Below are 20,002 nucleotides of genomic sequence, written 5' to 3'. Positions count from 1 at the left end.
ATTCTCGTGCGGTGGGTGGGTGTCAGCCGGTGGTCAGGGGCAGGCCGGCGTCGGTGGCGGCGTCGAAGCCGTCGTCGACGGCCACGACGTCGCGGCCGGAGGCGTCCAGCAGAGACGCGGCGATCGCAGCGCGCATGCCCCCGGCGCAGTGCACCCACACCGTCCCTGGCGGCACCTCACCGAGGCGGCCGTGGAGCTCATGGACGGGGATGTGCACCGACCCGTCGATCCAGCCGTTCGCCCGCTCGGAGTCACGGCGGACGTCCAGGACCACCACCCCGTTGCTGTCTTGGGCGGCGAGTCCGGCGAAGGTGGAGCGGGCGAAGGAGGCCGGGGCCTGTCCTGCGGGCAGCCAGTTGGTGGGGGTGCCGGTGGCGGCGGCGGCCGGGCGGTCGATGCCCACCCGCACCAGTTCGCGCTGGGCGTCGGCGAGCTGCTCGGCAGACTCGGCGAGCAGGGTGACCGGCTTGCCCCAGGGGATCATCCAGGCGAGGTAGGTGGCGAGCTTGCCATCGGCCTCGAAGTTGAACGCCCCGGTCACGTGTCCTTCGGCGAACGCGACACGGTTGCGCAGGTCGACCACCCACTCCCCGGCCGCGAGGCGGGCGGTGATCTCGGCGGGGTCCGCGAGGGCGGGCGGGGTCAGGTCGAGGGGTGCGGGGCCAGCGGCGTTGGCCGGGCCCATGTGCGCGTAGTAGGCGGGCACGTCCTCCAGCCCGGCCAGCAGGTCTGCGACGAAGGTGTCCACGTCGACGTTCAGCGCGCTGTTCGCGCTCTTTTCCTTGCCGATGGTGGTCACCTCGCCCTCGGACTGGGCCGAGGAGCAGAAGCTGCCGAAACCGTGTGTGGGCAGCACCGCCGTCTCGTCCGGCAGATCGGAGACCAGCCGGTGGGCGGAGGCATGCTGGGCACGGGCCAGCTCCTCGGTCAGCCGCGGCTCGACCAGGTCCGGGCGGCCCACGGTACCGATCAGCAGCGACCCGCCGGTGAAGACGACCACCGCACGTCCCGCCTCGCGCAGCGCGTAGGAGGTGTGGTGCGGGGTGTGGCCCGGCGTCGCGATCGCGGCCAGGCTCACCCCGCTGCCGGGGTCGATGTCCACGCTGTCGCTGTCGGCGACGGGGACGTGGGTGAAGGAGACGTTCGCGCCGGCCGGCACGAGGTAGCGGGCACCGGTGATCCGGGCGAGTTCGAGCCCGCCGGTCACGTAGTCGTTGTGCAGGTGGGTCTCCATTACGTGGGAGATCCGCACCCCGCGCCGGGCGGCCGCCGCCAGGACCTGGTCGACGTCGCGCGGAGGGTCCACCGCGACCGCAGCGCTCTCGCCGCCGGCCAGATAGCTGCGGTTGCCGAGACCTTCCAGCTCAATGGTGTCAACGAAGAACACGCCGATACTCCTAACGAATGGAAATTACCCGGGGGTATCTGTTTCCACCGTAACACCAGTACCCCCGGGGGTATATTTCAGGTCAGAGGCTGCCCGGTTCGGACCCGCCGAACATCGGACGTGTCAACGCACCGGACGACAAGAAGGAGAACGGCCATGGACTACAGCCGCACCGTGCACGTGGACGGCGACTTCGCACGGACGTGGCTGCCGTACGCGAAGCACTGGCCGAGCAGGGCTCCGGGATCCTGACCGAGATCAACGTGCGGGCCACGCTGAAGGAGAAGCCGGGCCACGAGATGGAGGACTACCTGATCCTCGGCGCCTGACTTATCACGACGTGATAAGTCAGGCGTTGATGTTCGTCTGGCCGGTGCTTCTGGAGTATCAGGAGCCCGAGGTAAGGGCGGCACGGGCTGCGGTGAGGAACCGGTCGTGTGCGGGTTGGCAGGTGTACGGCGGTGGTGGGGGAGAGGGCTGTCTCCAGGCCTTCGGCGGGGTTGGTGACGAGGTCGGGGCCTTCGAGGCGTACGACGTTGAGGGCTTCGCGGAAGGCGGCCGAGACGCAGATCGCACACAAACGTGTCTGGGAACTGAAGGAACTCCGCGCCCAGGACGTCACCGAGCTCGCTCAGCTGCGGACCGGCGTCGAGCACCTCGTCCGCGTCGTCAACCAACCGACCGCGCACAACCGGCAGCTGTTCCACGCGCTGTCCCAGCCCAGCCCCCGGTCCGGGTGCTGCCGACCCAGCCCCACCCGGGCCGGGACCAATGAGTCACTGGCATGCGCGAGCACGGCCCGCGTGGGGTGGCCGGGTTCCATAACCAATCGGAAGCCCCGCATCGCCCCGAATCTCATCCCACGTGGGGTTCGGGCCGCGCTAACGAGCTCGTGCATGGTTGGCGGTGAGACGTCGAGGACTTCGGTGGGGCCCGGGGGTCACATCTGCCGTGCCGATGTCAGGTCTGCGCCCTGCTGATGAGACAGCAGGCCGGCGATGGCCTGGACCGTGTCGCTCATGTGCTCGCGGCGGCCGAGGTGGCGTGCGAGTGCCCGCCAGTTCTTGAGATGTGCGATGCCGTGCTCGACCCGGATACGGCGTGAGGAGTGCGCCTTGCGCTGGCGCTCGTACATATCCTCGTACCAGTCCGGGGCGTTCTTCTTGAACTTGCGGTGCGGTGGCGTCACCACGCGTCCGCCGGTCTGTGCGCCGAGCCCCTGGTAGCCGGCATCGGCGAGGATCTCGACCGCAGGCCCACCGGCCAGGAGCTCCACCAGCCCCAACTGGCGTGCGTGGGTGATGTCCGCGCAACTCCCGGGCTTGGTCGGGCTGCACCACAGCATGCGTCCTTCGCCGTCCGTGACCACCATGGATTTGACGGCGTTCTGCTTGTTCTTGCCGGAGATGAACTTGTCCCGGTCCTTGCGTCCTTGGGCCGGCCGCCGGACCCGGATCTCGGTGCCGTCGATGATGCCGGTCTTCCCTGTCGCGCCGAGATGGTCGACGACTTCGGCCAGAGTCCGCAGCCGTACGTCGGGGCTGATGGTGCACCCTCGCTCGGCGAGCAGGGGCCGCACCTCGTTGATGGCCCGGGTGATGGTGGAGCGGTCCACGCCAAACCAGCAGGCCAGCACGTCGTGGGTAGTCCCGTGACGGAGATGGACGAGAGTGGCCAGCAGCCGGTCGACAAACACCAGCCGGTGCTTCGCGCCGGCGCCCATGGCCCGCTTGCGCGGCCGGGAGGCAAGCCTGGCCTGGTGGCGCTCGTGCCACAACGGACCCACTTCGGCGACGAGTTCAGCGATCACATCGGCCGTCAGGCCCGTGATCCGCCGGTTGCTGATGACCAGTGCACGAGCCGAGTTCCCCACCACGCAACCATGATCAACGATCACGGACTCGGCGTCTCACCGCCAACCATGCACGAGCTCGTTAGATTGTCGTCAGCGACACCGCTGTGGTGCCGAGCCGGGACACTGGCACTGGCAGGGAGCCGTCCGCCTCGACGCGCAACGTGGCACCCACCGTGCCGAGGTAGTCGGCGGATGCTGCGCCAGTTACGGAAACCCCCGGGGTGAGTCGGCAGATGACAGGTTCTTCTGCGAAGGACTGCAGGCGTACGAGGACACGTCCCGGTTCCGGCACGGTCAGACCGACGACCCGTACGCGCGGGTCGTCAAGGGTCAGCTGCGAGTAGGTGGTGCCGGGGCTGGCATCGGGTACTCGCCTGGCTCGTACCGGCACCAGGGGTCGGCTGCCGACGGCGGCCGTGCGCATGCCGAGTACCGCACCGCCATTGGCCGGTGTTTTCTGCCATCCGATGCTGTAGCGGAAGACATGGTCGAATGCCTGCTCCGAGGGGAAGTTGGTGTCCCAGATGTTGTTGTGGACCCACGAGAACACTGTCCCGGGTTCCTCCTGTGCCAGCGATTGTGGGTAGGGAGCATAGGGGATAGCCACTCCGCCCACCTGGATCAGCGGTGCGTCCTGGGTGGCCAGCGCTGCACCGGTGCCGTCCTCCTGGAGGCTGACCCAGCGGCGGATCGCCCGCATGTGCTGGGCGGAGCCCGGCACCGTGGGCAGTCCCGTTCCCGTGACCCCGCCAGTCGCCTCCATCCGTACGACCGGGGAGTTCATCGCGAACGGGAAGGCGAAAAACGCACTCTCCTTCGTCAGGGTCGCGGCCTTGTCGATCCGGTTCTCCAGATCGACTCGTGCGCTCGCGCGCGGCAGATGAACCTTCACCCGCAGCCGTCGCGTGCCAGCCGGGGCGCATTCGTAGACCAGCGTCTCGCCGGTGGCGTCCGATGTCCGTTCCACCAGGCCCGCCGGGGGTGCCGTCTGCCGCGTGGCCAGCAGGTGCATCGAACTGTCGGCGGTGGTCTTGCTCGACTGGTGGTTGAACCCGCCAGCCGTCGCGTACTCGTCGTACAGATAGCCGTTGAAGCCGACCGTGGCGTCCTGGCGGACCAGCTCGGCGCCCGACCGCTTGTCCACGATCGAGTCGATGCACGCGGACGACAGGTCGACGTGGACACGCAGGAATTCGTTCTCCAGGATCGTGGAGGCATCGGCCGCAGCGCTGTCTTCTGCCGACAGCTCGATCGAAGGGCAGGAAGCGGGCTCGATGTCCACTCGTACCGCCCCGTGGGCCGGTACGCCGGCCAGCCGGAACAGCAGGAAACGTCCTGCCGCGCGGTGGAGTTCGTTGCTCTGCTCTTCCTCCACCACATTCAGCGGGGTTCCGTCGCGGGAGTCGACAACCCGTACCGGGTCGGCAAGGGGCACGGTGCTCTCGGGCAGGAAGAGCCGGACCGTCTCGGACCGCTCCCAGCTGCACGTGTTGACGACGTAGTAGCCGGCGAGCGTCCCCTCGCGCGGGGAAAGCCGCTCCCCCAGTGCTGCGCTCGCGGCGTCGAGCAGGGTGTGTGCCCCGTCGTAGGCATTCAGGGCTTGGGCGTACTTCCAGTGCCACTGCCTCTCGCCCGAGGCGTGGCTGTGGTCGCCGTGTGTCCAGGGGTCGCCGGCACCCCAGGTGTGCTCGTTGAACAGAGAGGCGGCGCGGTACACCTCCGACGCGGCTTCGGTGATCCGTGTCCCGTCTGATGCCCCCAGGATCTCCGCGTGGCCCGCGAGGGTCTGCGCGTCGGCGAGCGCCGCCTGCCCGTCGCGGGTGGCGGCCAGCGGCACGGCGCCCGCGCCGACCCCGTCGACCCACCAGTCCGTCCAGTCGCCCTCGAACGTCTCGATCCGGTCGCCGAGCCTTTCCTCGGCGTCGATGAAGAAGTCCTCGTTGCGCGAGGTGCGCAGGACGGGGAAGGCCCATTCCTCGTTCCACCGACGCACGGTGTCTGCGATGATGCGGCGCGGCGGTCCGTTGTCGGCGAACTTGCCCAGGACCCGCAGGTGCAGGATGTCCCACGGGTATGGGTCACCCTTGAACTCCTCGTCCAGGATGGGGAATCCGGGAATTCCGCGGCCCTCGTGCGGGTACTGGTGATTCGCCAGTGCGGTGAGGTAGTTCGGCAGCAGGTCGTCGACGCGGTCGAAGGATTCGTCGAACCCGAGGATCGACCCCTCCATGTACGCGAGGCCGTGCGGGGTGTCGGTGCGCCACACCAGCACCTCGCGTCCGCTCGGCGCCCGCCAGCGGAACAGGCGCGGCAGGTCCTGGCCGCCGACGTGGTGCGGCACCGCGCGCCCTGCCCAGTTGTGGGCGACCGAGAGATAGCGGATCCCGCTATCAGCGAGGACGTCGGGAAGGCCGACGACCTGTCCCGGCACGTCCGTCTGCATCGCCGTGGTGATGGCGATGCCCTCGCGCTCCCGCAGCTCGCGGATGGGGCGCAGGAGTTCGTGCAGCTCGTCGGTGGAACAGGTCTCGGTGTGCAGATTGAAGGGCATCGCGGCGAGTTCGATGCGGCCTTCGCGTACCCGGTCCAGGAACTCCGCGACCATCCTCGGCGGGCGGTTCTGCGACCAGTTCTCGTAGCTGAAGAACCCTTCGACGGCCCAGCGGAACTTCGACTCGTCCGGCCAGTCGTCCGTGGTGCGGCACAGTTCGAGCAGGGAGTCGAGGTACTTGCGGCCCTCGGCGAGCACGGTGCTCTGCGGGTCGGTGTAGCCGATGTCCAGGTGGGCGTGCTGGACGAGGTGCAGCGTCCAGTGGCGCTGCGGGGTCAGAAGTACCTCGACGCTCTCGCCCTCGGCCAGCTCCGGGAGTTCAACCAGAACGAGGGTGGGCGCGTCCACCTCCGGGACGAGGAGCCGGGTGTCATTGCCGGGGCCCGGCAGTGCGTCGCAGCGCAACGCACTGCCCGTGACAGTCGTGACACGGGCGCGTGTGACCGGCCGGCCCGCGGTCACCCGCACGGACTGGAGCAGGCCGCCCGTGCCGTCCTGACGGAGCAGGGGCTCGCAGGCGAACCTGATCGGGTGTCCGCCGAGGGCGCCCTCGGCGGACACGGCGCGGTCCCGCAGGATGTCGCGGGCCGTGTTCGAGTCCCACCAGGAGGGACGGGCAAGTTCGGGGCGGGGCATGAAACGGGTCTCCACTCGTGTGCGGTGCTGGGACGTGTTGCTCGGTGCGGGCGGGACTCAGGAACGGTCGGAGGCGAGGCCAGCGAAGATCTGGATCATGGCGGACTGGTGGAGAGTCTCGGCCTGGGCGGCCGGGGCGTGGTCACCGCCGCCGGAAGGCTGGAAGCGGAACAGGCCGTCGGAAGGTGTTCGGTTGTCCTTCCAGGTCTGTTCGGCGTAGGCGGCGGCCGTCTTTCGGTACGCGCGGTTCGGCCGCACCTCGTCGAGGATGCGGAGGTTGTCGAAGTAGAAGGCGTTGAAGATCGCCGGCTGGTCGTGCAGCCGGTCGCCCTGCTTCCAGTAGTCGAGTGACCCGTTGGCGTCCTCGACGGCACGGTCGAGGTAACTCCGCTCACCGGTCGCCTGGTAGAGGGTGGTCGCGGTGCCGATCATCGCGCCGGAGTTGTATGTCCACAGGGTCTTGTTGACGGTGCCGTCGTCGTCGCGGCTGTTGTCGTACAGACCGGGGGAGCGGCGCAGGCATGACCAGTTCCACTCGTACCACTTCTTCGCGCTTGCGAGGTACCGGTCGTCGCGCTCGATGGCGTAGAGCTCGGCGGCCAGTTGGGCGGACAGGCCCGTCACGTTGGCGGCGCGCATGAAGTTGTCCGGGGAGTCGACCCACTGCAGGCCCCCGGGACACGGCTTGGTGGGGTCGTCGTCCCAGCCGCGGCCGACGACGTCGAAGGTCTCCGCCGCCCGCTCGAGGTAGATCTTCTTGCCGGTTGCCCGGTACTGGTCCAGGAAGGTGAGCCCGACGACGGCGTTGTCGTCGTAGAACACGTCGCCGCCCTGGCCGAGCGGGGCGGGCAGGTAGGAGTCGTAACCGGGCCTGCCGTCGCGGGGGTTGAAGTACAGCCGCAGCGTTGTGAAACGCTCGGCGGCATCGCGGTCGTAGCGGGCGCCGACACCCGGCAGTTTTGACATGTCGACGGTGGCGGCGGCCGCCTCACGCAGAGGCCAGAGGTACGAGTGAGCGTTCTCCTCCTCCTTGCGCGGCGTCTTCTCCAGGTACAGGCCGTGCTCCTGCGGGCCCTGGTAGAGGTGCTGCTGCAGGGCGTCGTAGCTGACCTCGGCGTGGTGGGCCCAGGTAGCAGGCGTGGTGCCCCGGTCGTTGTCGGCTGCTGCGGCGGGGCTCGCCCACAGCGCTCCGGAGAGGACGCCGAGGGCAAGTGTGGCGCGTGCGGATGTCTTCACCATGGTCTGCCTTTCGGGAAGGTGGATCGGTGAGGGGCGGCCGGGATACGGCTCAGCCGTGCAGCTTGAGGCTGCTGACGAAGAAGCGCTGTGCCGAGAAGAACAGGACGACGGTCGGCAGCGAGACGAGCAGCGCGCCGCCGAGGACCACGGGCGGGCCAACGTTGGAGTAGTTGCCCTGGAGTTCGGCAAGCGCGGCCATCACCGGGCGGATGTTGCTGCTGGTGGACAGCGTGATGCCGAACAGCAGGTCGTTCCAGACGGCGACGAACTGGAAGACGAACGCGGCCACCATGGCGGACCGGGACAGCGGCACGTGGATCTGCCAGAAGATCCGCCACCACGACGCCCCGTCCATGCGGGCGGCCTCGATGATCTCCGGCGCCAAGGTCAGCGCGAAGTTGCGCATGATGAAATACGCGAACGGGATGGCGATGGCCACGTACACCAGGAACAGCCCGAACTGGGCGTCATAGAGCCCGATATCGGCGTACGCCAGGAACAGTGGCCGCAGGAAGACCTGGAGCGGCAGCAGGGTGCCCGAGTAGATCAGCCAGAACCACAGCGTCTTGTGCTTGACCGGCATGATGACCGTCGCGAACGCGGCCGTGGTGGCCACCAGGATGGCGGCGGCGGCACTGGTGACGGCGTAGAGCAGGCTGTTGCCCATGGAGGGGCCGAGGTCCGCCTTCGTCCAGGCTTGCGACATGTTGTCGAAGAGACCGAAGCCCTGCGGCCACCAGTGGGGCGCGCCGCTGTAATCGGCGGCCGGCACCATGGCGTTGACAAGGAGCAGCCAGGTGGGCGCGGCCCAGGCCAGAGATATGACCACCAGGGTCGTGTTGCGCAGGATCCGGCCCGGCGTGGGCCGCGCTCGCGGAGCGGACCTCCGTGTGGTGCGGATGGTGGTCATGATCAGTTGCCTTTCGGGGTCAGCTGACGCCGTAGATACAGCCACGAGGCGAGCAGCACGATTGCGGTAAGGACGACCGCGACCCCCGCGCCCGCTCCGGGGTGCAGGGCGAGGAAGGTCTCCTGGTACATCGAGACCGCGAGCGTCTCTGACTGCCGACCGGGCCCGCCCTGGGTGAGCACCCAGATCAGGTCGAAGGACTTGAGCCCGCCGACCAGGCTGGTGCCGACGACGATCACCGAGACGGTCCGCAGCTGGGGCAGGATGACGAACCAGAACTTCCGCCAGCCCGTCGCACCGTCCAGGTCGGCGGCCTCCAGGGTCTCGGGCGGGATGGTCTGGAGGCCGACCAGGAAGAGGATCACCGCGACGCCCGCGGCCTGCCACGTGTTGGCGACGATCATCACCAGCGTGTTGCCCGGCCACTCCAGGAGCCAGCCCTGGGCGAACGAATCCATGCCGAACGCCTTGAGCACCTGGTTCGCGGCGCCGTCGGTGGTGAGAACGAAGTTCCACACCACCGCCACGGCCGATCCGGACAGAGCGTAAGGAAGGACGACGAGCAGGCGTGCCCCACGGGACCACCCGCCGCTGTGCGTCAGCACCGCGATGGCCAGGCCCAGCACCATCGGCAGTGCGACTGTGCCGACCACCCACATCAGGGTGTTCTGGATCGACCGGGTCAGCGCCGGGTCGCTGAGGAAGAGGGCGTAGTTGTCGAGACCGGCGAAGCCCGAGATGCGCCGGTCGTCGAAGAAGCTCCGGTAGACGGTCGAGGCGAAGGGGAGCAGCAGCAGTGCGCTCACCACGAGTACGGCGGGAGCCAGGAACCCGGCCCCGGCCAGCTTCTCCCGTATCCGCCTCCCGGGACGCTGCCCGGGCGTGGAGCGGAGGGGCCGCGGGTCGGTCGGGGCCGGTGACGCGGGGAGCGGCGATCGCCGCTGCTCGACGGAAGAACTCATGCCTCGTCCCTCTCCCACTCGGCCCACTCCTTCGACGCCCGGCTAGCCATGCTGCGCAGTGTGGCGCGCGGTGAGGAGGCGCCGGTCATGAAGCTCCCCAGGTCGTCGGTGTTGCCCTGGATGAGGTTGGGCGGGCCGGACTCGCCGTAGCGGGGCAGCAGCGTCCAACGCTCCTTCAGTGCATGGGCCTTGAGGCCTGCCATCACCGGGTTTCCGGGACGGGAGAGCGGATTGGCCGAGGCGTCCTGAAGGAAGTCGGTCCACACCTTCTGGACCTTCGGGTCCAGCCAGTGCGCCGCGTTGGCCATCGCCGCCTCGTGCGAGACCGCCTTGCGCGGGACGGCGAGCACACCTGACTCGGTAATCACAGAACGGCGTACCGAGGATTCGACAGGCGGCATGACGAAGGCGTCGAAGTCGACACCCGGCTTCATGCCGGTGGCGGCGAGCCCCTGCGACTGCCAGGAACCATGCAGGAACATCCCGACCCGGCCGGCCTTGAGCGCGGCAGGGCCGTTGTTCTGGTCGAAGTCGGCCGGCGTCATCCAGCCGTTGTCCATGAAGTCCTGCCAGATCTGCAGCGCCTTCTGCGCCTGCGGGTCGGTGTACTGCGCCTTCCCCTTGATCAATTCCGCGTAGAAGTCGGGGTCCACCTTGCTGACAAGCTCCTGGAACCACTCGTAGGCGGGCCAGTTGCCGGTCTGCGTGGCGACGAACGGGACGACACCGGCCTTCTTCAGCACCTCGGCGTTGTGCAGCAGCTCATCCCAGGTGTCCGGCGCCTTGAGGCCGTGCTTGCGGAAGAGGGTCGTGTTGTAGAAGAGCACGTAGTACGACTCGTAGAGCGGTATCCCATACACGGAGCCGCGATAGGACATCGCCTCACGCGCCTGGGAAGTGACCCAGCCCTTGCGTTCGTAGTCGGTCCAGATCGAGGAGAGATCGCTGAGTTCCCCGGTGCGGGCCAGTGATTTGAGGTAGTAGCCCGAGGCCCACTTGATCATGTCGGTGGCCTTGGTCGTCTGCAGTGAGATCTGCGTGACCTGCTTGTACGACGTGGGGTTCGGGTTGGACAGGGGGCGAAGTGAGTACCCAGTGAACTTCTTCAGCTCCTGCCCCGCCGCGACATACCCCTGGTCCCAGGTGGCGTTGTCATTGGCGAGCGAGATGGTGCCGGGCTTCACCGCGGTGCTGTCGCCCCGGGCGCAACCGGCCAATGTGGCCACGGCCCCTGCTCCGATGCCCGCGAGCACGCTGCGGCGGCCCAGTGGGTGGGACGACCAGTGTGTCGCCCCGCCTGTTGATCTCATGGGTTCCCTTCCCTGCGGATCCCGGCGGGGATCCCTGGCTCTGGGGTGTGGTGGGGTGGGAGGGCTCGGGGCCCTCCGCGAGATCTCGCCGTACCGCGCGGCAGTGGCGGTTCGGATTGCGAGGATGTTAACGACAACATCTGGCTGAAACAAGACTCCGTGACAAGATTCCCAGGCGTATGCCCATCCATCTGCAGCTATTCCCCACAGGGAGGCACACTCCTTGTTCTCCCTTATGGTTATCGTTAACCCTCCAGTGATTGCCCCGCTCACTTCTTCAGGAGTACCTGTGCACTCAGAGCCCCGACCGTACGAACGCAACCCCCGGTACCCGGCCACCGCCGCCGTGGTCAGCGGCTGGAACGAAGCCGTGGCGACCCTGCCCGACCAGCCGACCGTGCTCGCCCTGGACGGGCCCGCGGCCCTGGACTGGGACGAGGCCGCCAGCGGGATCGCCGCTGCGCTGCGTGCGCGGTCCACCGAAGTCGGCGTCCTCGATGTGCGCGAGCGCTGGTCATCGACAGCCCTCGAGCGGCTCTGCACCCCTCACGCCGACGCCGACGACTTCTTCCTGCCGCTCGCCGAGTTCGAGATGACCGACCTCTTCGAGGGCCTGCTGACCGTCGAACGGCCCACGAACGGCGTCTTGCTGGTCTTCGGCCCCGGCGCCGCCTTGTGCTCACCCGATCTGATCTGGTGGGCGGACCTTCCCAAGCGGTACGCCGAGAGCGCCATGGCCGCCGGAACCCTGCCCGTGGGCGTCAACCTCGGACGCCCCGACGTGCCGGGCGAGCTGCGCCGTCTCTTCTACACGGACTGGCCGGTAGCCGACCGCCACCGCGATGCGCTCGCGCCCCGGATCGACCGCTGGATCGACGTACAGGACCCGCAGGCCCCCGCTTCCCTGGACGGCGCGGCGGTGCGCGCCACCCTCGCCGAGCTCGCCCGGCAGCCCGTGCGCACCCGCCCGTACTTCAACTCCACCGCCTGGGGCGGGAAATGGGCCGCGGAGAAGCTCGGCTTCGAGCCCGACAACGGCAACACCGCACTCGGCTACGAGCTGATCGCTCCCGAAGCCGGCGTCCTCGTCGGCCAGGACGCCGGGGCACAGGTGGAGCTGCCCTTCCAGCTCCTGTGCGTCCTGCACCCCGAACAGTTCCTCGGCACGGACGTACACGAGCGCTACGGCACCTCGTTCCCGATCCGCTTCGACTACCTCGACACTGTCGGCGGCGGCAATCTGTCCCTGCACTGCCACCCGCAGGAGCAATACATGCGGGAGCACTTCGGCTGGACCTACACCCAGCACGAGACCTACTACGTCACCGCCAGCGAGCCCGACTCCCGGGTATTCCTCGGGCTGCGGCAAAATACGGACGTGGACCTGCTGCGCAAGGAAGTGGAGGAGTCCGCTGCACACGGCACACCGCTGCGCGTCGAGGACCACGTCCAGACATTCCCGGCCGAGCCCGGCCAGCTGTTCATGATCCCGGCCGGCACCCCGCACACCTCCGGCGCGGGCAACCTGGTCCTGGAGATCAGCGCCACGCCGTACCTGTACTCGCTGCGGTTCTACGACTGGCTGCGCCGCGCCTCCGGGGTGCCCAGGCCGTTGTCACACCAGCACGCCTTCGCGAACCTCGACACCGCGCGGCGCGGCACCGAGGTCGTGGAGGATCTCGTCCAGCAGCCGCGCGTCCTGCGTGAGGGCGCGGGCTGGCGCGAGGAGCTTGTCGGCTCCCTGCCCGAGATGTTCTACGCAGTCCACCGCTTCGCACTCGACGGGTCAGGCCCGGCACACGACGACACGGAAGGCCGTTTCCACATCCTCAACGTCGCCGCCGGTGACGGAGTGGTAGTGGAGACCGCCGACGGCCGGCGTCACGACCTCGCGTTCGCCGAGACGCTTACCGTGCCGGCGGCGGTAGGCAGTTACCGTCTGCACCCCATCGGCACACGGCCCGTACAGGTCGTCAAGTCCCTGGTGACACCCTCATGACCCGGTTGCCCGTGCTGGAGGTAGGCGGCACCCACGTCACCGCCGCCTTGGTGGACATGACGACCGGACTGCCGGTCACCGACTCCGTCGTTCGTAGACCGGTGCCTGCCCACGCGGGCGCCACGGAGATCCTCGACTCCTTCGCCGAGGCCGCCCGGCACATCCCGGCGCCCGGCGGGGCGCACTGGGGCGTCGCCATACCGGGGCCGTTCGACTACACGGCCGGCGTAGGCAAGTTCTGGGGCATCGGCAAGTTCGAGGCGCTGCACGACCTCGACGTCAGAGCGGGACTGCGCGATCGGCTGCCGCATCCGCGGGCCATCAGCTTCCTCAACGACGCGGACGCCTTCGCCCTGGGGGAACACCACCGTGGGGCCGCGGCGGGACGAAGCCGGTCGGTGTGCATCACCCTCGGCACCGGCGTCGGATCCTCCTTCCTGTGTGACGGACGCCCTGTCACCGAGGGCCCCACGGTCCCGCCCGGGGGCCGGGCCCACCGCATCAGCGTCGACGGACTGCCCCTGGAGGAGGTGGTCTCGCGGTGGGCGATCCGTACGCGGTATGCCCGGGCCGCAGGTCTTGACGGACCGGCCGAAGGCCCGGACGTCAGCGCCATCGCCGGACTGGCCCGCCGAGGCGACCGGCACGCGGCCGAGACGATCAGCGAGTGTTTCACCACCCTGGGGCGGGCCCTGGCACCCTGGTGTGCCGCCTTCCAGCCGGACGTGATGGTGATCGGCGGCTCCATGGCCAGGTCCTTCGACCTCATCGGCCCCGCGCTGCAGGCCGGCCTCACCACCGGGCCACAAGCCGATCGAACCGTCGCCACGATGGAACTGTGCACCGCCCGACGGCCCGATGACGCACCCTTGATCGGCGCCGCGCACTGGACCTTGGGACACCGGACGGAGGGCGAGCCGCAGGATCCGGTCGTCTTCGCTGCCGCCCGCGCACCTGGTGTCGTCCACCGAGCAGCTCGGCCATGACCGTCCCGACCCACGAGGCCAGGCCGCAGCATTCACCCGCCGGGGCGGACGACACAGCGGGCTCGACACTCTCTACAATGGCGGCGCCTGCGGCTCCCGCAACCCACCGACGGCGAACAACCCCTGACGGCACGAAGGAAGGACCGGCCGTGGCGCAGCACCGACCGAGCGACGCCGCCGCGCCGACCATGCGTGACGTCGCCGCTCGTGCCGAGGTCAGTGCGATGACCGTCTCCCGGGTACTCAAGGACGACCCCCGTGTCACCGAGGCGACCAGGAGTCGGGTACTGAGCGCCGTCGACGCGCTCGGCTACCGGCGCAACGAAACCGCCCGCCGTCTACGGGTCGGCGGCAGCGGGATGATCGGTCTGCTCGTCACCAACCTGGCCAACCCCTTTTACTCACGGCTCGCGCTGGGCGTCCAGGAGGTGGCCTACGCACACGGCCTGCGGGTCCTGCTCGGCAACACCGCCGAGCAGGTCGACCGGGAACGGGGACTGGTGGAAGATCTGGCCGCCAGCCAGGTGGACGGAATGATCGTGGTGCCGGCCAGCGGCAGCCACCGTCATCTGACACCGGCCGCGCTGCGCGGCATGCCCCTGGTCCTCGCCTCACGGCCGCCGGCGGGACTGGAGGCCGACTGCGTGCTGGTGGACGACTTCGGCGGAGCCGGAGCGGCCACCAGCCGACTGATCGAGGACGGACACCGGCGTGTCGGTTTCCTCGGCAACCCCCCGGCGCTCTACACCGGTGCCGAACGGTTCCGCGGCTACTGGGCCGCCCACGAAGAAGCCGGCCTGGAACCCGACGAGCGTCACATCCGCCGTGGACTGTCCGACGTGGCTGCGGCCGAACGCGCCGCCGTCGCCCTGCTGAGCGCACCAGACGCCCCCACCGCCCTCTTCTGCACCAACAACCGTCTCACCCACGGCGCCATCCGGGCGGTTCGCGCCCTCGACGCCCCGGTTTCCCTGGCCGGATTCGACGATTTCGATCTCGCGGACGTCCTTGGGCTCCCGATGACGATCGCCTCCTACGACGCCGACGAGATCGGGCGCAGGGCCGGCCAGATGCTCATCGACCGCATTGACGCCGGGCCCGACACCCCGCTGCCCGTGCGACGTTCGGTGGTCCCCATCGAGGTCATCCGATACGGGACCGACCTCACCTGAGCGTTTCCCATCCGCCCCTTCCGGACCCGCCGTCACTCGGCGAGGCTCGGCACACAGACCTGCCGCCCACGCGCGCGGAATTCTGGACGGAGTCTCATGCACGACGACCGCACGCTGACCGAAGACCGACTCGCTCGGGTACTCGACCAGCGTCTCAGGCCCGCAGTCCACCCCCGCTCCCTCGCCCTCGACGTCAGCGCCCACCACATCTGCGGCGAACCCGTACCGGTGAGTGAGGGGATCGCCGGGCCCTACAAGCCGATCGGCAGCGGCGAGCGTTGGGGACCGGCCTGGTCCACCAGCTGGTTCAGGATCCGCGGCACCGTACCTGCGGATTGGGCAGGAGAACGGGTCGAAGCAGTGCTCGACCTCGGCTTCGGCACCACTCAGCCCGGGTTCTCCGCCGAAGGGCTCGTGTACCGGACGGACGGCACACCGGTGAAGGCCCTCAATCCGCGCAACTCCTGGCTCCTGATAGCCGAACAGGCCCAGGGCGGAGAGGGCTTCGAGTTTCACATCGAGGCCGCCGCCAATCCGCTGATCTTCGACTTCGACGCCGCCGGCGATCCCTTCATCCCCACCCGTGCGGGCGACGTTGCCTCCTGGCTGTGCGCCGACGGCCCCACCGGGCCTGCGAGCGAACCGTTGTACAGGCTGACCCGCATGGATCTCGCCGTCTTCGACGCCACCGTGTGGGAGCTGGTCCAGGACCTCGACGTGCTGTCCGGGCTCATGCATCAGCTTCCCGAGGACTCCACGCGCCGCAGTCAGATCCGGCACGCGGTGAGCAGGGCCCTCGACGCGATCGACCTCCAGGACATCAGCGGCACCGCAGGCCAGGCCAGGACCCTGCTGGCCCCCGCGCTCTCCGCGCCCGCGCACGCGAGCGCCCACCGCATCTCGGCCGTCGGCCATGCACACATCGACACGGCCTGGCTGTGGCCGGTCCGGGAAACCGTCCGCAAAGCGGCCCGCACCGTCTCGAACGTGACCGCACTGATGGACGACCACCCCGACTTCCGGTTCGTCATGTCCCAGGCCCAGCAACTGGCCTGGCTCAAGGAACAGCGCCCCGAGGTGTACGCCCGGGTGCAGCAGAAAGTGGCGACCGGGCAGTTCCTGCCGACCGGCAGCCTCTGGGTCGAGCCCGACACCAACCTCTCTGGCGGCGAGTCCCTGGTCCGTCAGTTCGTCCACGGCAAGCGGTTCTACCTTGAAGAATTCGGCGTCGAGACGCGCGACATGTGGCTTCCCGACACCTTTGGCTACAACGCCGCACTCCCCCAGCTCATGAAACTCGCCGGCATCGACTGGTTCCTCACGCAGAAGATCTCCTGGAACACCACGAACGCGTTCCCCCACCACACCTTCTGGTGGGAGGGCATCGACGGCTCCCGCATCTTCAGCCACTTCCCACCCGTCGACTCCTACAACGGCGACCTCTCCGGCGCCGACATCGGCCATACCGAACGCAACTTCCGCGACAAGGGGCCGGCCAACCGCTCCCTGGTGCCGTTCGGTTACGGTGACGGCGGGGGCGGACCCACCCGCGAGATGCTGGCACGCGCCGACCGGCTCGCAGATCTTGAGGGCTCAGCGAAGGTCGAGCTGGAGAGCCCCGCCGAGTTCTTCACCAAGGCACAGCAGGAGTACGCCAACGCGCCGGTATGGGTCGGCGAGCTGTACCTGGAACTCCACCGCGGCACCCTCACCAGCCAGCTCGCCACCAAGCAGGGCAACCGGCGCTGCGAACACCTCCTGCGGGAAGCGGAGTTGTGGTCCGCCACGGCCGCCGTGCGCACTGACGAGCCGTACCCGTACGCCGCACTTGACCGCATCTGGAAGACCGTTCTCCTGCAGCAGTTCCACGACATCCTGCCCGGCTCGTCCATCGCCTGGGTACACCGGGAAACGGAAGAGGCCCACCAGGAGGCAGCCCGCGAACTGAACGCCCTCATCGACGCTGCCCAGCGAGCCCTCGCCGGCCCGCCGGACGCCGACGGCGGCGAGGTCGTCTTCAACGCAGCCCCACACAGCCGCGACGGCGTGCCCGCCCTCGGCGCCATGCCCCGCAGCACGGCGCCTCCGTCGGTACCCGTACGAGTCGGCGACGACGACAGCCTCGTCCTGGACAACGGCCTTGTCCGCATCACGGTCGATGCCCGTGGGCTGATCACGTCCGCGTACGACCTGACCGCCGAGCGCGAAGCACTCGCCCCCGGAACGGTGGGCAACCTACTCCAACTCCACCAGGACTTCCCCAACCAATGGGACGCCTGGGACATCGACGCCTTCTACCGCAACACCGTGCAGGACCTCACCCAGGCCGACGAAGTCACCTCCGACGGCAACGCCATTGAGGTCGTACGAAGCGTCAACGAGTCACGCATCCGCCAACGGCTGTCCCTGCCCGAAGGGGCCCGCCGACTCGACATCGACACCATCGTCGAATGGAGAGAGCGCGAGAAGATCCTCAAGGCCGCGTTCCCCTTCGACCTCCGGGCCGGCCACTGCACCAGCGAGATCCCGTTCGGCCACGTCCAACGGCCCACCCACTCCAACACCAGTTGGGACGCGGCCCGCTTCGAGATCTGCGCCCACCGCTTCCTGCACCTCGCAGAGCCTGACTGGGGAACGGCCCTGGTCAACGATTCCACCTACGGTCACGACGTCACCCACGACGTACGGCCCGCCGGCGGTACGACAACCACGGCAAGGCTCTCGCTGCTACGCGCACCCCTCTTCCCCGACCCGGAAGCCGACCAGGGCGAACACCGGTTCCGCTACGGCCTGGTGCTCGGCGCGGACATCGGCGACGCCGTCCGCGAGGGTTACGGCTTCAACCTTGCCGAACGCACCGTCGCCGGCACAAGCGTCGTCGCCCCACTGGTCGAGGTCGACCACGCCGGCGTCGTGATCGAAGCAGTCAAGCTCGCCGACGACGGCTCAAGAGACGTGATCGTGCGGCTCTACGAGTCGCTCGGCAGCCGTGCCAAGACGACCCTCCGCGCCGGATTCCCCCTGGCCACCGCCACCCTGACCGACCTACTCGAACGCCCCCTCATGGACGAACCTGAACTGACCCTCACCACCGACCACGTAACACTCGCCTTCCGCCCGTTCCAGATCGTGACCGTACGCCTGCTCCCGCGCGACTGAGTCCGCCGTGGGTGGCGCCCAACCAGTGTTCGGTCCGCCCGTAAGCGACCGTCAAGCGCGGCCAGCTGGACGGTGACCGGTCCGAGGACTGGCAATGAGGCTCTTCCAACCTTGCGGTGAGGTAGCCAGTTCGTTCGTTCTGCAACGTGAAGAAGCTCCTGGTAGACGGGGTCACGGCCAAGATCTACCGTTTACCAGGGGCTTCGGTCACTTCTCTATCCGTCCTCAATCGATCTGCCCACCCATGCGCTGCGGTGTCTGTCCGGACAACTAATCTTCGGCAGACGCGCCGAGGGTGTTGTCGCCTCCGCTTAAGGTCTGTCCAGTAACCGTTGGCCGGCGTGGGCGGATAGCGCCGATTCGCCTTGAGCGACCCCACGATCCGGGGTGATGAGCAAGCCGTCACGGTCACCGACGACAGACCGAGGGAGGACTCTGGCGCTGCGCTGGCCGGGTCATCTGCCGGAGCCGGAATTGAACGGATCCTCGGCGCTCTACCGTGAGGTGCTGCCGGGGATGGATCTCCAGGACACCGGCTCTGAGAAGCAGGTTCGAGAATAAGTGAGTCCGCCCTGCCAATCGCCGGGCGCGCACGGAATGCTAAGGGCTTGCAGGGAATCAAGGTGTTGCTTCCCGTTCCGGGGATCGTTGTTGTGGTATGCGCATCCCGGACGAGACTCGTGATCAACTTGCCGTGAGGTTCGTGGTGTTGCTCCCGCACCTGGACGAACGGCAGCGGCGGCTGCTGATGGCCGCGGAGGCCGGGATGCTGGGGCATGGCGGCGTCCGGGCCGTCGCGCAGGCCGCGGTGGTGAGTGAGACGACGGTCCGCAAGGGCGTGTTCGGGCTTGAGGCCGGCGAGGAGCCCCTGGGCCGGGTGCGGCGGCCGGGCGGAGGACGTGAACGGGTCGCAGTTCTCGACCAGGGGTTGCGTCCGGCCCTGCTGGCGCTGGTCGAGCCGGACGAGCGCGGGGATCCGATGTCGCCGCTGCGCTGGACGGTGAAGTCGACCCGCACCCTGGCCCGGGAGCTGAAACGGGCCGGGCACCAGGTCAGCGCCGACACCGTCGCCAACCTGCTGCGGGAGGAAGGCTTCAGCCTGCGGGCCAACGCCGAGACAATCGAGGGCAGCCAACACGGCGACCGCGATGCCCAGTTCCGCTATCTGAACGAGCAGGCCCGCGGACACCGGGATGCCGGCCGGCCGGTGATCAGCGTGGACACCAGAAAGAAGGAACTCCTCGGAGCATTCGAGAACAGCGGCCGCCAGTGGCGCCCTACAGGTGAGCCAGTACTGGTGGGTGTCCACGACTTCGCCGACCCGCAGCTGGGCAAGGCCGTCCCCTATGGGATCTACGACCTGGCCGCGAACACCGGCCGGGTCAACGTCGGCACCGACCACGACACCGCCGCGTTCGCCGTGGAGTCGATCCGCCGCTGGTGGCACGGCCAAGGCCGCCCCGCCTACCCGCGGGCAACACGACTGCTGATCACCGCCGGCGCGGGCGGCTCCAACGGCTACCGCACCCGGGCCTGGAAACTCGAACTCGCCCGGCTCGCCGCCGAAACCGGGCTCACGATCACCGTGTGTCACCTTCCTCCGGGCACGTCGAAGTGGAACAAGATCGAGCACCGGCTGTTCTCCCACATCACCATGAACTGGCGTGGCCGCCCGCTGACCAGCCACGAAGTCATCGTGAACAGCATCGCGGCGACCACCACCAGCACCGGACTGCGCGTGAGGGCCGCCCTCGACACCAACAGCTACCCCACCGGAGTGAAAATCGGCGACGTGGGAGGGGTGCGGTGCGCATGCACGGCGAACGCTTTGGGATA

General features: G+C 68.6%; 11 protein-coding genes and 2 pseudogenes. 6 read left to right on the top strand and 7 right to left on the bottom strand.

Annotation, left to right across the window (positions count from 1 at the left end; genetic code table 11):
- Positions 1-22 precede the first annotated feature (22 nt).
- Positions 23-1,387: an MBL fold metallo-hydrolase gene (locus SSPS47_RS00230; RefSeq protein WP_164247506.1), complete on the bottom strand. Its 1,365-nt coding sequence runs from the start codon at positions 1,385-1,387 to the stop codon at positions 23-25.
- Between the two features lie 156 nt (positions 1,388-1,543).
- On the opposite strand from SSPS47_RS00230, the pseudogene SSPS47_RS00225 reads away from it, so the two are divergent.
- A pseudogene (locus SSPS47_RS00225) lies at positions 1,544-1,713 on the top strand (DUF302 domain-containing protein); the annotation flags it as partial.
- Between the two features lie 614 nt (positions 1,714-2,327).
- On the opposite strand, the gene SSPS47_RS00220 reads toward SSPS47_RS00225, so the two are convergent.
- From SSPS47_RS00220 to SSPS47_RS00195, 6 genes are read right to left on the bottom strand one after another with little or no spacing between them, the layout of a single operon-like run.
- On the bottom strand, positions 2,328-3,263 hold the full coding sequence (locus SSPS47_RS00220) for a transposase family protein (RefSeq protein WP_203557751.1): 936 nt from the start codon (positions 3,261-3,263) through the stop codon (positions 2,328-2,330).
- A gap of 58 nt (positions 3,264-3,321) precedes the next feature.
- Entirely contained in the window at positions 3,322-6,429 is a 3,108-nt protein-coding gene (locus SSPS47_RS00215) for a glycoside hydrolase family 38 C-terminal domain-containing protein (RefSeq protein ID WP_164247502.1), read from the bottom strand.
- A gap of 57 nt (positions 6,430-6,486) precedes the next feature.
- Positions 6,487-7,668 carry a glycoside hydrolase family 76 protein gene (locus SSPS47_RS00210; RefSeq protein ID WP_164247500.1) on the bottom strand — a complete coding sequence of 394 codons (1,182 nt, stop codon included), beginning with the start codon at positions 7,666-7,668 and terminating at the stop codon, positions 6,487-6,489.
- A 49-nt stretch (positions 7,669-7,717) separates the two neighbouring features.
- Positions 7,718-8,578 carry a carbohydrate ABC transporter permease gene (locus SSPS47_RS00205; protein ID WP_164247498.1) on the bottom strand — a complete coding sequence of 287 codons (861 nt, stop codon included), beginning with the start codon at positions 8,576-8,578 and terminating at the stop codon, positions 7,718-7,720.
- A 2-nt stretch (positions 8,579-8,580) separates the two neighbouring features.
- The gene (locus SSPS47_RS00200) at positions 8,581-9,540 is read right to left on the bottom strand and encodes a sugar ABC transporter permease (protein ID WP_164247496.1); all 960 of its coding nucleotides are present in this window, start codon (positions 9,538-9,540) and stop codon (positions 8,581-8,583) included.
- Positions 9,537-10,850: an extracellular solute-binding protein gene (locus SSPS47_RS00195; protein ID WP_164247494.1), complete on the bottom strand. Its 1,314-nt coding sequence runs from the start codon at positions 10,848-10,850 to the stop codon at positions 9,537-9,539. The genes SSPS47_RS00200 and SSPS47_RS00195 overlap by 4 nt, the downstream gene beginning before the upstream one ends.
- 346 nt (positions 10,851-11,196) lie before the next feature.
- Between SSPS47_RS00195 and SSPS47_RS00190 the strand changes: the two genes are divergently transcribed.
- The 5 genes and pseudogenes from SSPS47_RS00190 to SSPS47_RS00170 form a co-directional block, all read left to right on the top strand.
- Entirely contained in the window at positions 11,197-12,849 is a 1,653-nt protein-coding gene (locus SSPS47_RS00190; RefSeq protein ID WP_164254302.1) for a class I mannose-6-phosphate isomerase, read from the top strand.
- Positions 12,846-13,835, top strand: coding sequence for an ROK family protein (locus tag SSPS47_RS00185; protein WP_164247492.1), 990 nt, complete (start codon positions 12,846-12,848; stop codon positions 13,833-13,835). The genes SSPS47_RS00190 and SSPS47_RS00185 overlap by 4 nt, the downstream gene beginning before the upstream one ends.
- Positions 13,836-14,023: 188 nt before the next feature.
- Positions 14,024-15,007, top strand: a complete 984-nt coding sequence (locus SSPS47_RS00180; RefSeq protein ID WP_203558007.1) for a LacI family DNA-binding transcriptional regulator — start codon at positions 14,024-14,026, stop codon at positions 15,005-15,007.
- Between the two features lie 96 nt (positions 15,008-15,103).
- The gene (locus SSPS47_RS00175) at positions 15,104-18,166 is read left to right on the top strand and encodes a glycoside hydrolase family 38 C-terminal domain-containing protein (RefSeq protein WP_164247487.1); all 3,063 of its coding nucleotides are present in this window, start codon (positions 15,104-15,106) and stop codon (positions 18,164-18,166) included.
- 658 nt (positions 18,167-18,824) lie between these two features.
- Positions 18,825-19,958, top strand: a pseudogene (locus SSPS47_RS00170) (ISAzo13 family transposase); the annotation flags it as partial.
- Between the last annotated feature and the right edge of the window lie 44 nt (positions 19,959-20,002).

Source organism: Streptomyces sp. S4.7, from assembly GCF_010384365.1.
Lineage (GTDB): Bacteria > Actinomycetota > Actinomycetes > Streptomycetales > Streptomycetaceae > Streptomyces.
Note: the sequence above shows the minus strand (reverse complement) of the source record. Positions and strands in the feature narration are given on the sequence as shown.